Annotated in this window: 13 protein-coding genes, 2 tRNA genes and 1 other RNA gene; all 16 read right to left on the bottom strand. The window is 33.3% G+C overall.

The annotated features are described in order from the left end of the window. Positions 1–2: 2 nt before the first annotated feature. The gene (ruvB, locus tag BM077_RS09850) at positions 3–1,004 is read right to left on the bottom strand and encodes a Holliday junction branch migration DNA helicase RuvB (RefSeq protein WP_089749863.1); all 1,002 of its coding nucleotides are present in this window, start codon (positions 1,002–1,004) and stop codon (positions 3–5) included. A 42-nt stretch (positions 1,005–1,046) separates the two neighbouring features. Continuing rightward, positions 1,047–1,643 carry a Holliday junction branch migration protein RuvA gene (gene ruvA / locus BM077_RS09845; protein ID WP_089749861.1) on the bottom strand — a complete coding sequence of 199 codons (597 nt, stop codon included), beginning with the start codon at positions 1,641–1,643 and terminating at the stop codon, positions 1,047–1,049. 132 nt (positions 1,644–1,775) lie between these two features. Beyond that, entirely contained in the window at positions 1,776–2,450 is a 675-nt protein-coding gene (locus tag BM077_RS09840; RefSeq protein ID WP_089749859.1) for a BofC C-terminal domain-containing protein, read from the bottom strand. Between the two features lie 155 nt (positions 2,451–2,605). Continuing rightward, positions 2,606–3,370 (bottom strand): YebC/PmpR family DNA-binding transcriptional regulator, encoded by a 765-nt coding sequence (locus tag BM077_RS09835; protein ID WP_089749857.1) that lies wholly within the window; start codon positions 3,368–3,370, stop codon positions 2,606–2,608. 84 nt (positions 3,371–3,454) lie between these two features. Further along, positions 3,455–4,288 (bottom strand): prephenate dehydratase, encoded by an 834-nt coding sequence (gene pheA / locus BM077_RS09830; RefSeq protein ID WP_089749855.1) that lies wholly within the window; start codon positions 4,286–4,288, stop codon positions 3,455–3,457. Between the two features lie 19 nt (positions 4,289–4,307). Then, the gene (locus BM077_RS09825; RefSeq protein WP_089749853.1) at positions 4,308–5,951 is read right to left on the bottom strand and encodes a hypothetical protein; all 1,644 of its coding nucleotides are present in this window, start codon (positions 5,949–5,951) and stop codon (positions 4,308–4,310) included. Between the two features lie 133 nt (positions 5,952–6,084). Continuing rightward, an RNA gene (gene rnpB / locus BM077_RS09820) (RNase P RNA component class A) lies at positions 6,085–6,437 on the bottom strand. Positions 6,438–6,589: 152 nt separating this feature from the next. Beyond that, positions 6,590–7,318, bottom strand: coding sequence for a zinc ribbon domain-containing protein (locus tag BM077_RS09815; protein WP_089749851.1), 729 nt, complete (start codon positions 7,316–7,318; stop codon positions 6,590–6,592). A 35-nt stretch (positions 7,319–7,353) separates the two neighbouring features. Beyond that, on the bottom strand, positions 7,354–7,545 hold the full coding sequence (locus BM077_RS09810) for a TraR/DksA family transcriptional regulator (protein WP_089749849.1): 192 nt from the start codon (positions 7,543–7,545) through the stop codon (positions 7,354–7,356). A gap of 71 nt (positions 7,546–7,616) precedes the next feature. Continuing rightward, complete coding sequence (locus tag BM077_RS09805) at positions 7,617–8,738, bottom strand: Nif3-like dinuclear metal center hexameric protein (RefSeq protein ID WP_090095242.1); 1,122 nt, start codon at positions 8,736–8,738, stop codon at positions 7,617–7,619. Then, positions 8,729–9,418 carry a tRNA (adenine(22)-N(1))-methyltransferase gene (locus BM077_RS09800; protein ID WP_089749845.1) on the bottom strand — a complete coding sequence of 230 codons (690 nt, stop codon included), beginning with the start codon at positions 9,416–9,418 and terminating at the stop codon, positions 8,729–8,731. Before BM077_RS09800 ends, BM077_RS09805 begins: the two co-directional genes overlap by 10 nt. Before the next feature lie 209 nt (positions 9,419–9,627). Next, a tRNA-Ile gene (locus tag BM077_RS09795) sits at positions 9,628–9,704 on the bottom strand. Between the two features lie 13 nt (positions 9,705–9,717). Further along, positions 9,718–9,793: transfer RNA gene (locus tag BM077_RS09790), tRNA-Asn, on the bottom strand. A 148-nt stretch (positions 9,794–9,941) separates the two neighbouring features. After that, positions 9,942–11,045, bottom strand: coding sequence for an RNA polymerase sigma factor RpoD (rpoD, locus tag BM077_RS09785; protein ID WP_089749842.1), 1,104 nt, complete (start codon positions 11,043–11,045; stop codon positions 9,942–9,944). Continuing rightward, entirely contained in the window at positions 11,045–12,892 is a 1,848-nt protein-coding gene (gene dnaG / locus BM077_RS09780; RefSeq protein ID WP_089749841.1) for a DNA primase, read from the bottom strand. The genes rpoD and dnaG overlap by 1 nt, the downstream gene beginning before the upstream one ends. A 17-nt stretch (positions 12,893–12,909) precedes the next feature. Next, positions 12,910–13,353 carry a YaiI/YqxD family protein gene (locus BM077_RS09775; protein ID WP_089749925.1) on the bottom strand — a complete coding sequence of 148 codons (444 nt, stop codon included), beginning with the start codon at positions 13,351–13,353 and terminating at the stop codon, positions 12,910–12,912. Positions 13,354–13,487: the final 134 nt, after the last annotated feature.

Raw genomic sequence — 13,487 nt, 5'->3', positions numbered from 1 at the left:
AATTACTCCTCCTTATAATCAATATCAAAGTGTTCATACGCTAACTTAGTAGCGACTCTGCCACGAGGAGTTCGATTTAAATAACCGATTTGTAATAAATATGGTTCATAAACATCTTCTAAAGTATCTTCTTCTTCACCGATAGATGCTGCTAATGTACTTAAACCTACTGGCCCACCAGCAAACTTTTCAATAATCGTTAGTAGTATCTTACGATCTATTCGATCTAATCCCAATTCATCTACTTCTAAGAGCTTTAATCCTTGCTGAGCTACCTCTTGAGTAATTACTCCGTCTGCTTTTACTTGAGCATAATCTCTAACTCTCTTTAATAATCTATTAGCAATTCTTGGCGTACCTCTTGCCCTTCGCGATAATTCCATAGCTCCTAAATCATCTATTTCTACTGCTAATACTCTTGCAGAACGATGAACTATCTGTTGTAGTTCATCATTAGTATAAAACTCTAACCGACTAATAATACCAAATCTATCTCGTAGCGGTGAAGTTAATAAACCAGCCTTAGTAGTAGCACCTACTAAAGTAAACTCTGGCAGGTCTAAACGTACTGAGCGAGCATTAGGTCCCTCGCCAATCATAATATCCAAAGCAAAATCTTCCATAGCCGGATATAAGACTTCTTCTACCATTCTATTTAACCTATGTATTTCATCAATAAATAGGACATCATTAGATCTTAAATTAGTTAGGATAGCAGCTAAGTCGCCTGGCCTTTCAATAGCAGGACCAGAAGTAGTCTTAATATTAACCCCCATTTCATTAGCAATAATATTAGCTAAAGTGGTCTTCCCTAGTCCCGGCGGTCCATATAATAAGACATGGTCTAAAGATTCGCCTCTAGCTTTAGCTGCCTCGATAAATATCTCAAGGTTATTCTTTACCTTCTTTTGTCCAATATATTCATCGAAGCCACTCGGTCTTAAATTTAAATCTAACTCCATATCAGCCACTTTTCCATCTGGCGAAACAATCCTCTCTTCCATACTATTTCCTCCCAAGGATTATAATAATTTATCCTTTATCAATTATCCTAAATTTTGTAATGATAATCTAATTATCTCTTCTACATTAGTAATTTCTTCTTCCTTACAAGCCATTTCAACTGCTTTTCTAGCTTCACTTCTACTATAACCCAAACTCAATAACCCTTCTACTGCTTCTTCTTTTTCTGGATTAATGATTACACTTGAATCATCATCTCCTTCAGCCAATACCTTTTCTAAATCTATCTTACCTTTCATCTCTAAGATTAGCCTTTGGGCTGTCTTCTTACCAATTCCTTTCACCCTCTTTAATGTCTCTATCTCTTCTTTAGCAACTGCTAATTTAAACTCCTTAGCGCTCAATGTAGAGAGAGTATTAATTGCTCCTTTCGGGCCTATCTTAGATACCCCTAATAACTCTTCAAAGAGCTCTAAATCACTCATCTTTAAAAAACCATATAGTCGTAATTTATCCTCTCGAACATAAGTATAAGTATATACCTTAACCTCTTCGCCAAGGTCTGGTAACTCCATTTGTAACGAAAGAGGGATATTAACCTTATAACCTACTCCTTGAATATCAATTATAATATATGATTCTCTTTTCAAAGTCAATTCTCCTTGTAAATGCGCTATCATCTTCTCGCCTCCCGATATGAAATTTAATATCTAAACCTTCAAGCATACCTTACCTAAGTTTAATTTCTAGATAGAGCTTCTTTTTCCTTTCTTAAACAAAGAAACAGCCACTTAAATGGCTGTCGGTAAAATCTACTCTATCTTTTCATCTTGAATACTAGCCAAACCCTCTAATAGTATTAACAATTGTCGTTGCGATTTAACTTCGATACCCACTTCTAAATTCTGTATTTCCTTATCCGGTAATACTTCCGCAGAAATATTAGTCTTTCGCTTTAAAACCTTCTCTTCATCCTGAGGATTACCATAAAAGATAGCGACTACACCATCTTTAATTCCTAAATACATTTCATCTTTATGTTCTGGACAAGCTTCATTTAATTCTTTTTCTAATACAACCTGTCTTGCACTTCGTTTGACAACTTTCCAACCTGTATCTCCATTAATAAGGTTATCACTTCTCAAACCTGCTAATTTAGAATCTAAGTCTTTCTTCTCTATTACTATATCTCCACACTTTTTATAATAAGTCTTTAAGACTAAGGTAGGTTTTAATTCCCAATTACCCTTTAATTGGTACTCTGTTCTATTCAACTTTTTCTTAAACTCCTCTTCTTTCTTCTTAATCAATTCTGCCAAACTGCTTTCCTGTCCTTCTTTCATTTCATCTGTTTTTTTGGAACTCTGACCTTTATAATTCTTTTTATCTTTAGTTACATCTGCTACTTCCCACATTAAATAAGTAATGCTAGCCATTAAGATGAACAATATAAAAGAACCTAAAATAATCTTTCTTCTTTTAAACATATTACCACCTTCCAAGTCTTTATTAAATAACAAATATAAGTCTATTTAAATCATAACTTGTTTTAATGTCTATTATTTGCTAATGAAGGTGGTAATATACTCTAAAAAGAATAATATTAAAAAAGACACCAAGGTGAACCTCGATGCCTTAAAGTTTATTCTTCGTCTTCTATCTCTGCCATGATTTCATCTGGAATATCGAAGTTAGCATAAACATCTTGCACATCATCATGGTCTTCTAAGTCGTCCATCAGTCTAATTATCTTCTTTGCTGACTTCTTATCTTCTATCTTTACAGTGTTTTGAGGGAGCATAACTATATCTCCAGAGGAAAAATCATAACCGTCTTCTTCCATATTATTTCGAGTATCCTCTAAGTCACTAGGAACTGTTATGATCTCTACTACTTCATCTTCAATTGAAATATCCTCAGCTCCAGCTTCTAAAGCTGACATCATTACTTCATCTTCATCAACTTCTGTTTCTGTTCTGTCAATAATTAATTGTCCTTTACGTTCAAACATCCAAGCAACGCATCCTTCTTCACCTAAGTTCCCGTCATGCTTCGAAAGGACATGTCTAATTTCAGAAGCGGTCCTGTTACGATTATCACTCATCAAATCTAAATAAAGAGCTACTCCTGATGGACCATAGCCTTCATAAATAATCCGTTCATAATTTACTCCTTCTAGGTTACCTGTTCCGCGGTCAATAGCCCGTTGAATATTATCCTTAGGCATATTATTATCTTTAGCCTTTTGGATAGCCATTCTAAGGTCTGAATTTATCTCTGGGTCACCGCCACCTTCACGGGCAGCAACTGCTATCTTTTTACTCAACTTAGAAAAGAGTTTCCCCCTTCTTTTATCTTCTTTCTTCTTCTTATGTTTTATATTAGCCCATTTTGAATGTCCTGCCATCGTTATGCCTCCTTTTAAAATCAATAGACCTTCCTATTTATTTTAACATAATAAGTTTAAGTTTTCAATTTTTGTTCCCGGTTACTACTTTAACTTGACTTGAGGATATGACCCTAAAATCTTAATAAATGAAGTCTTCTTCTCTAAAGCAAGTAAAGTTTCTTTAATTGATTCTTCTTTCCGATGTCCTTTAAAATCTATAAAAAAGATATAGTCTCCTAACATCTTACGTGCCGGGCGCGATTCAATCTTGGTTAAGTTAATATCTCGCATAGCAAATTCCTTTAAGATTTCATATAAGATTCCTGGACGGTCTTTACTTGGAGAACAGATTAATGATGTTTTAGCATGCTTGACTTCTTGACTATCTTTAGCGCCTAAGACTATAAATCGTGTCCAATTGGATCTATTATCTTGAATATTATTAGCTAAAATAGATAGACCATTTATTTCTGCAACTAATTTAGAACCGATGGCTCCAAAATTATTATCTTTATTCTTTATACTATAGACAGCTTCAGCAGTACTATTAGTATTTATCGCTTCAAAATCATTTAAAATTTGATTTAAATTATCACGACATTGCGCCAAGGCTTGACGATGTGATAATACCTTCTTTATTTCTGATAGTTTTGCTCCAGGCTGTCCTATTAAATGATGATTGATTGGCATTAATACTTCCTTAATAATCTTCAAATCCACTTTATGAGCTAAAAGATCTAATGTCATATTCACTGAACCTTCTAATGAATTTTCAATCGGTACTATTCCCCAATTCTCCTCTTGGTTAGCAATAGCTAAAATCAAAGTCTGAATATCTGGATAAGGAATTAATTCAACCTCATCTTCATTGGTAGCTCTTTTGGCTGCTTCATTAGTAAAGGTCCCTTCTGGGCCTAAGTAGGCTAATCTTTGCATCTTATTCACACTCCACTTTTTATTTATCTAACTTCTTAATAACTGACGGTAATGAATAATCAATATAATACTCTGTATATATCTCTGATTCTAATTTTTTTATTCTTCCTTGGTCAGAGTATGGCTGCCATTCAATAAAATTATAACTCTTACCATTCATCCCCTTTTTAAGTTGATAGCCATTATCTAGAATAATTTCTTCTAATTTAGCAATTAATACTTCTTTTAAAACCGGTTCACCATAATATTTTTCTAAACTTAAGCTGCCATCTCTCAATAATCTAATTAATATCCTTCCTAACCATTCCTGCCCATTAACTTCAGTTATGTAGACTACTAAAGTATTAGGTTGTAAATTTGCTGCTATCCTTGCTGCACTAACTCGCTGACTATCAGGTTTGGGTAACTCTAAACAACTAGTCCAGCTTTGGTCAGTGGATATAGCTAATAAGTCTTTGGCTTCTTGAGAAATGACAATTTTAAACTCTAAATTATTGGGTCCTCTAGTATTGAATAATTTCAAGAGTTGGTCACATAGATTTAAAGCGTAATTCTGATAGTATCTTAAATTTAACTTATCAATAAACTTCTTTAAATTCTCTAAGATCTTACCTATCTTAGGAGAATGCCATTTATAACAGTCTTTTAATCTGTTTTTATTAACCCGCCCTTCTAAAAATTCTTTAAATTCTAATTGACTCACTTGTTCTAATATAGTTATCGTGCGTTTATACTCTGTTTTGGACATTAAATCTATATTTGCTTCATTATCTTTCTCATCTAGAACTTCTTGTCTATCTTTAATTTCAGTATTAATCTTAAACTTTAAATCTTTGATTTTATTTATAAATCTTTCGTAATTTAGATTTGAATCATACATAACCTGATAAGAACCAAGTAAATCAATGAAATAATCATTCTGATAATTATTATTAAGTAATAGGTAAGTTATTAGACTTCTACCATAAGTTTTCTTTTGACTAATTAGTCGGTAATAATACTCTTTCAATTTACTTTTAGATGTAAAATTTTCTTTACGCCACCTAATATAATCAAATAGTAACTTCGCACCTTCTTCTTCAATATTAAACTCATATTCTTCTTTAACTCTAATAACTCTTTTCCAAGCTTTAATCCCATTAACTGGATTCAAGATTCTTAACAACTTCGCCCTAATATCAGCAATTGCTAATTTAGTAGCATAGACCTTTCCTCCTAAATACATAAATTGATGCAGGGTTATATCTATATCCCAAATTTTAGTCTTTCTATTATTACAAAATAATAAATTACATTTATAACTACCATATGTAAAGCTCATCCTCTTATTAACTAACTCTTCCGAATAAGTAGCATCAATCTTTTCTTCTTTTACTTCTGTCAAATTTTTAACTTTATCTTTATTATTTAATATTTCTTTTACTTTAGCATCATCAGTGCCTAAAGGTATAAATATATCTAGATTTGATAACTTTCTCTCATTAATCAATTCTTGATTTAATAGATAGCTATCTGAAACTACACCCCCAGCAATTACTGGGTCTAAATCTAAAAATAATCTTTCAATCTCTTTAATAATTGAGGGGACAGAAAGGTCAATTTGAACTATTCGCATTAAGTCTAGCCATTGCTCACTATTCTCAATAAACTTTTCATTTAACATCAGTAAGTCACCCTCTATTTAGCTTAGCCCTATTCTTCTTTTTACCTTACTTTTTATATAATACTATATTATTATCTATATGTAAAATAAAGAGACTTACCCATTTATAATTGAGTAAGTCTTAAAAATTGAGCAAATAAGCAAACCTGTAAGCCGAGTTCTGTCGTTTAAAGTAATCATCTGTCTAGGATAGTAGTTGCCTACTACCTCCAGCGACCTAACCCGAGAAGATGGACGAGCAGCCCTTAACCTCCTCCTATTTGGTCTTGCTCCAGGTGGGGTTTACCATGCGGTTTCTGTTACCAGAAACCCGGTGCGCTCTTACCGCACCCTTTCACCCTTACCTACTAAAAGTAGGCGGTCTACTCTCTGTGGCACTTTCCCGCAGATTGCTCTGGCTGGACGTTATCCAGCACCCTGCCCTATAGAGCTCGGACTTTCCTCAAATAGAGTCTATACTCTACTTACGATTACTCAGTCTACTTACTAGCTCAATATTTAACATTATTAAAATTCTAATTAGAGCCACGTAACTAAAATACTTACATAATTAGTTGTTTAACTCTACTGCTCTAATATGATAACACCTTATTTATTAATTGTCAAGTAGATATCTTAAATTATTCTTCAGCTTTTAATTAATCTTCTTGCTGTTCTTCTTGCATCCAATATAAAATTCTACCACAATTTCGACAATGAGTCAACTGGTCATTATTTCTAACTTGCTCTACTAATCGTGATGGTAACCCAACTCCACAACCCATGCAGTATTTATCTTTTAATTCAACTACAACTAATCCCGATTTTTCTTCTTTTAATCTATTATATTTTATGATTACTTCCTCAGTTAAACAGCCAATTACTTCTTCTTTCTTTTCCTTAACTTCATTTATCTCTAACTCTAATTCATTCTGTTCTTCTTCATATTCTTGATGTAAATTTGCCAACTCTTCTTTAGTATCTACTAATTCATTCTGCTTATTTATTCTAAGGTTTTGAGTCTCTTCTAGTTCCATCATTAAACTCAAAATCTTATCTTCCAATTCTGATTGTTCAGCCTTGACTTCACTTATCTTAACCTGAAGTTGTTCTAATTCTTTAGCACTACCTTCTCCACTATAGAGTTCGTCTTGATAATTATCTACCTGCTTACTTAATCTACTATTAGCAAATTCTTCATTCTTGATCTCTTTCTTCAGCTTCTTTTCTTTAATTTCTTGGTCATTAATACCCTGTTTTAACTTTTCGACCTTTCTTTTAACACGCTCTATCTCTTTTAATATTTGCTTACTAACCAATCTATCTTCTAATTTATTTATCTCTACATCGAGTTGTTGTAATCTATATAATTCTTCTAATTGGATCATACTATTACCCCTTTCTCAATAGATATTTAACAAAGTCAACTTCTAACTGCACCTAATAAATCACAATAAGTATCTAAATCCATCCCAATCCTTGCCTTGCTTCCTTTAATATCAGAACCTAAAATTTTAGCACAATCTATACATAACCTTGTTTGAGGTAGTATTTCTAATCTACCTTTATTTATCGCTCGACCGCATACTTGACATGTTTTGAAATAAGCAACCATATTCCCCCCTCCTTTCACTATTTCACCAATACAAAAAGGTAGGCCAAACAGCTTGGCAACTGTTGACCTACCTAAATTACCTTTATAAAATCTTGATTACTTTTTGCACTAATAATATCGATCTCTGTTAGGTTTTCTTCTTCAATTTTTCTTTGCAAGTAATCTACAACTTGATCCTGCATAATAACTTCTGTTCCATAATGTCCTGCGTCTATTACTCCTAAACCTAATTCTACTGCTTGTTCGGCATCATGATACTTTAGATCACCAGTTAGCAATAAATCTGCTCCTTTGAAAGCAGCCGTTCTAATCAAATCGGCACCACTACCACTACACAATGCTACCTTCTTTATTCTATTCTTCTTTGGTTCTACAACTCTCAATCTATCAACATTTAAGCTTTCTTTTATTTGCATTACAAACTCTTCAAAATTCGTACTACTTGCTAATTCACCAATTCGACCTAATCCTAATCGCTCTCCAAAGGCTTCTACTGAATAAAGATCATACGCGACTTCTTCATAAGGATGAACCTCTATCAGTTTATTAATTACTTCTTTTAATTTACTGCTAGGTACAATTGTTTCTAAACGTGATTCATCTACCTTCTCTAACTGACCTTCTTGGCCAATGTGAGGATTAGTATCTGCTAAAGGCCGAAAAGTGCCAATGCCATTTGCTTGAAAAGTACAATCTCTATAATTTCCAATCCATCCTGCACCTGCTTCTGTAATTGCTTCTCTTACTTCGTCCAAGTCTTGATTAGGAACAAATACAACTAATTTCTTAAGCTCGTCTTCATAGGTCGGTTTTAAAACTTTTACGCTATTGAACCCTAGTTTTTCTGCTAATAAATCGTTAAGCCCACCTTTAGCAATATCATAATTAGTATGAGCTACATAAATATTGATCTCATTCTCAATAGCAGTCTTAATTATACTACCTACTTCTTGATCAAATCTAACTTTTGACAAAGACTTAAAGATGACTGGATGATGAGAGATGATTAGGTCTACATTATTATCTACTGCTTCCTTCATAACTTCTTTATTGACACCTAAAGTCACTAATACTCTATTAACTCTCTGGTCATATGAGCCAATCTGCAAACCTACATTATCCCAATCTTCAGCTAATCTTTTAGGCGCTAATTCTTCAATTAATTGAATTACTTGCTGAATACTTAAAGACATTGAATTACCTCCCTAATATTAGCTATCTTTTCTTCCAGTACTCTACGTTTATTTATCAGCTCTGGTATCTCCTTTTCTGGTAAATCATTCAATATTCGTTGCCAACCTTCCGCTTTAGATAATAGAAATTCTTTATAATCTTGAGGTTCTTCTTCTCTAAGTCTAGGCCCAACCTCTAATAAAAAATCATTGTCGATTATCTCTTGGCCTGGTTGAGCAGCAATAACCTCGTAAAACTTAGCACCTTCTCTAACTAAACCTTCATCTTTTATCTGCCAATGATTAGTAACTAGCCATTCTCTTAAATTATAACTAGCATTCATCGGCTGTAAAATAAGCTTTTCCAATGAATTAGTAACCTCTATTTCATTAGTTAAGATATCTATAATAGTATTCCCACCCATTCCAGCTATCACTATACTCTTCACTTCTTTAGGCTTTAAAACAGTTAATCCAGCCCCTATCCTAACTTCGATTTTATCTTGAAGCCCAAACTTCTTTATATTGCTTACAGCAGCCTCATAAGGTCCTTGCTTAATATCAGTAGCAATTAGCTTATCACAACTAAAATTTTTAGCTAAATAGATCGGTAAATAAGCGTGATCAGTACCAATATCGGCAATACTACAGGGTTGGTCTACAAATGAAATTAACTTTAATAATCTCTTTGATAATTGCATCTTTTTCACCACATAGTTTAAATTTTTGCTCTAATTAATATAATATACATTACTGGCAAAAATTATTATATTTTTTTATTTTCCATAATATTATATTCAAGAAGAAGAAGGAATGTTCCTGCAAATCAATGATATAAAAAAGACTCCATCTAATTAATTAGACAGAGCCTGTTATTTATAGTTTATGTAACTTAATGTTAAAGTTTAAATGGTGGGTCCACTAGGATTTGAACCTAGGACCACTCGGTTATGAGCCGAGTGCTCTGACCAACTGAGCTATGGACCCTAACAAAATTAAATGGCTCCCCGAGTAGGACTCGAACCTACGACTCGATGGTTAACAGCCATCTGCTCTACCAACTGAGCTATCGGGGACCATCACTTGCAACAGCATTAATTATATGATAAATCTATTAAAAGGTCAATTAAGATAATTGATGATTTGAAAAAATTATCTTTAATTATCTATCATATCCTTCAAATTACTTAATATTATTCATAAATAATATACCATCCCTTAACTTTAATCTAAGTAATCTTTTAACTTTTTACTTCGGCTTGGGTGTCTTAATTTGCGAAGTGCTTTAGCTTCTATCTGTCTAATACGCTCTCTAGTCACTCCAAATTCTTTACCAACCTCTTCTAAAGTACGTGAACGTCCATCTTCTACCCCAAATCTCAACTCTAATACTCTCTTTTCACGGTCACTTAATGTATCCAATACTTCGTCAAGCTGCTCTTGGAGTAGCATATATGAAGCCGCAGCCGAAGGTGCTGGGGCGTCCTCATCCTCAATAAAGTCTCCTAAATGACTATCCTCTTCTTCGCCAATCGGTGTCTCTAATGAAACCGGTTCTTGTGCAATCTTCATAATCTCTCTTACTTTTTCTTCGGTCAAATCCATCTCTTCTGCTATCTCTTCCGGAGATGGTTCTCTACCAAGTTCCTGCAGGAGATGCCTTGAAACCCTAATTACTTTATTAATCGTCTCTACCATGTGAACAGGAATTCTAATTGTTCGTGCTTGGTCAGCTATTGAACGTGTAATAGCTTGTCTAATCCACCAAGTAGCATAGGTGCTGAACTTATAACCTTTAGTATAATCAAACTTTTCTACAGCTTTAATCAAACCTAAGTTTCCTTCTTGAATTAAATCTAAGAATAACATTCCTCTACCAACATACTTCTTAGCTATACTTACTACTAAACGCAAATTAGCCTCTGCTAACATTCGCTTAGCTTCCTCATCGCCTTCTTCCATTCTTTTGGCTAGCTTAACCTCTTCTTCTGCCGTTAATAAAGGGACCTTGCCAATCTCTTTTAAATACATTCTTACTGGATCATCAATCCCTACACCATCGGGCACACTAAGGTCTAAACTGCTCCCTGAATCATCATCGTCATCTTCGCCCTTTTCTTGGCTAGCTTCATCTTCTTCGCTATCATCGGTAACCTCAATCCCCATTTCAGCCAAAGTTTCATATATATCATTGATCTGTTCTGAACTCAACTCAATTTCAGAAAGAGCATCCATTATCTCTTCATAACTTAAAGTCCCATCTTCTTTCCCTTTTTCAATCAACTTCTTGACTTCCTTCTCAATCACATCTCGAGTTGCCTCGGTCATTAATCTCCCTCCTTCCTAATAAGAACTTCCTCTTTGCATAATTCTTGATATTCTCGTAAAAGATCATTTACTTTAGAAAAATCATTATTTGTTTCATATTTCTGTATTTCTTCCTCTAATTCTTTTTTCTTCATCTTAAGTTGATACTCCTTTATTTTTTTAATATAACCTTTTGCAATATCCTCTTGATAATCGCTAGAATTATCTATCTCATCAGTAACTAATGCTAATTCGGTAATTAACTCTTTTATCTTTTGATCTTCTACCTCTTCTATAAGCTTTGCCCAATCAAAATTATCAGCCTCAGAATTATAGATTAACTCTGCAATAAATCTATATTTATCTATAATGAAATCTTCTGATTCAAGCTCTTCTTTTACCAAATTTAAGACTTGCCTGTTATCTAACATTAATCTTAATAAATCTTTTGCTGATTTTAAGTAAATATCTTCAATATCATTTATTTTATCATCAGATTCTACTTCAAATTTATCTTTATTATTCCAATCTTTATAATTTCTATCCTGTTTTCTAGACTTAACTTTATTATTTTGATAAATATAATTCTTTAACCGAGCTTTAATTGCTCCTGGATTCGTTTCAACCTTATTAGCTGCCTGCTTAATGTATTCCTCACGCTCAACCTGATTCTCAATTTGTGCTAAGATAGGTATTATTCGTTCAACTGCTTTTACTTTATCTTCAACCTTACCTGACCTTTTATCCTCTAATAGACAGTTCATCTTAAATTCAATTAATGAGACAGCCTCTTCTAATAAAGAATCAAAATTTTCTTTTCCCCTCTCTCTAATCACTTCATCAGGGTCAGAATCCTGAGGTAGATTAACTACATAAACCTCAACCCCAACTTCTTTCAAGATATCTAGCCCTCTTAAAGTAGCACTTTCACCAGCAGTATCACCATCATAAGCTATATATACTCGTTCTGCATAGCGTTTTAATAATTGAGCTTGCGCCTTAGTTAAAGAGGTCCCCAGTGACGCTACTAAATTCTTGATACCAAATTGATATCCGGTAATCATATCTGTATAACCTTCAACTATAACAGCACTACCTGACCTTCTAATTGCTTTCTTCGCTAAATGTAAACCATAAAGATTGTTTCGCTTGTTAAAGACTATAGTTTCTGGTGAATTAAGATATTTAGGCTGTGAATCATCTAAAACCCTACCGCCAAAACCAATTGTCTGTCCCCGTGGATTACAGATCGTAAAGATAAGTCTATTACGAAAACGATCATAATAACCATTACCTTTTTTACGAGGAATTATTAAGCCCGACTGATGAATACGCTTTACTGAATAACCTTTCTTTTTTAAGAAATTAAAGAGTGCATCCCAACTATCAGGCGCATAACCTAATTGAAATTTTTTTATAATTTCCTCATCGAAACCACGATTCTTTAAATAATTATAAGCCTCTTCCCCCTGCTTAGTTTCAGTCAACAAATAATTAAAGAACTTAACGGCCCAATCATGAATCTCATATATCTCTCCTTTTTTAGACCGTTTTTTATCATTATAATTATCCTTTTCTGGTAATGATAAACCGATTCTTTCGGCTAAGATTTCAACAGCTTCTATAAATTCTACATTCTCAATCTCCATTATAAAGTTAAATATATTCCCGCCAGCACCACAACCAAAACAGTGATATAGCTGTTTATCTGGACTAACCATAAATGATGGAGTATTTTCATCATGAAAAGGACATAAGCCTTTATAATCACTACCAGAACGCTCTAGTTGCAAATACTCAGAAATGACATCTATTATATCGTTACCAAATCTAACTTGATCTATAAAATTATCATCTATATAAGCCAATCTAACTCACCCTTTAATCATAGTAGTCCAAGTAATTTTTTAAAATTATTCTCGAATCGTTCCCTATCAGCTTCTGAATATTTGCTAGGCCCTTTACTTCTTCCGCCAGCTCTTCGTAATTTAGCTGTTTGATGTCTTCTACTTAAAAGATAATTAATATTAGCTTCTGTAAAGAGTTTTCCTCTTGGTGATAGTACTTTAACTCCCTTACCTAACAATAGTGCTGCTAATCCATAATCCTGTGTTACTACTATATCACTAGTATTAGCTAAATTAATAATTTTCATATCCGCAGCCTCTGGCCTATTATCAACAGTAATATAATCTACTTCTTCATTCTTTGTTTGTTTAGACCAGTGGGCTACACTACTTACCATTATCAATTGGTAAGTAGTCTTAGTCCCTAACTTAATAATTAAATCTTTAACTGGACACGCATCTGCATCAACTAAAACTTTCATTTTAAATTCTCCAATCATTATAGGCAGCAATAAACTTTTTTCGATAAAAATCACTAAATTCCTTCTTTATAATAGCTAATTTTATGATTTATTGGTATAAAACTCTTATAATGTTAAGCATACTTAACATTCAA

The organism is Candidatus Frackibacter sp. WG13, from assembly GCF_900114655.1.
GTDB lineage: Bacteria > Bacillota > Halanaerobiia > Halobacteroidales > Acetohalobiaceae > Frackibacter.
Note: the sequence above shows the minus strand (reverse complement) of the source record. Positions and strands in the feature narration are given on the sequence as shown.

Coding starts and splice junctions, on each gene's coding strand:
- BM077_RS09800 (WP_089749845.1), bottom strand. CDS start 9,418: ATGCAATTATCAAAGAGATTATTAAAGTTAATTTCATTTGTAGACCAA.
- BM077_RS09815 (WP_089749851.1), bottom strand. CDS start 7,318: ATGATCCAATTAGAAGAATTATATAGATTACAACAACTCGATGTAGAG.
- BM077_RS09805 (WP_090095242.1), bottom strand. CDS start 8,738: ATGTCTTTAAGTATTCAGCAAGTAATTCAATTAATTGAAGAATTAGCG.
- BM077_RS09840 (WP_089749859.1), bottom strand. CDS start 2,450: ATGTTTAAAAGAAGAAAGATTATTTTAGGTTCTTTTATATTGTTCATC.
- ruvB (WP_089749863.1), bottom strand. CDS start 1,004: ATGGAAGAGAGGATTGTTTCGCCAGATGGAAAAGTGGCTGATATGGAG.
- BM077_RS09775 (WP_089749925.1), bottom strand. CDS start 13,353: ATGAAAGTTTTAGTTGATGCAGATGCGTGTCCAGTTAAAGATTTAATT.
- pheA (WP_089749855.1), bottom strand. CDS start 4,288: ATGCAAAGATTAGCCTACTTAGGCCCAGAAGGGACCTTTACTAATGAA.
- BM077_RS09810 (WP_089749849.1), bottom strand. CDS start 7,545: ATGGTTGCTTATTTCAAAACATGTCAAGTATGCGGTCGAGCGATAAAT.
- ruvA (WP_089749861.1), bottom strand. CDS start 1,643: ATGATAGCGCATTTACAAGGAGAATTGACTTTGAAAAGAGAATCATAT.
- BM077_RS09825 (WP_089749853.1), bottom strand. CDS start 5,951: ATGTTAAATGAAAAGTTTATTGAGAATAGTGAGCAATGGCTAGACTTA.
- rpoD (WP_089749842.1), bottom strand. CDS start 11,045: ATGACCGAGGCAACTCGAGATGTGATTGAGAAGGAAGTCAAGAAGTTG.
- BM077_RS09835 (WP_089749857.1), bottom strand. CDS start 3,370: ATGGCAGGACATTCAAAATGGGCTAATATAAAACATAAGAAGAAGAAA.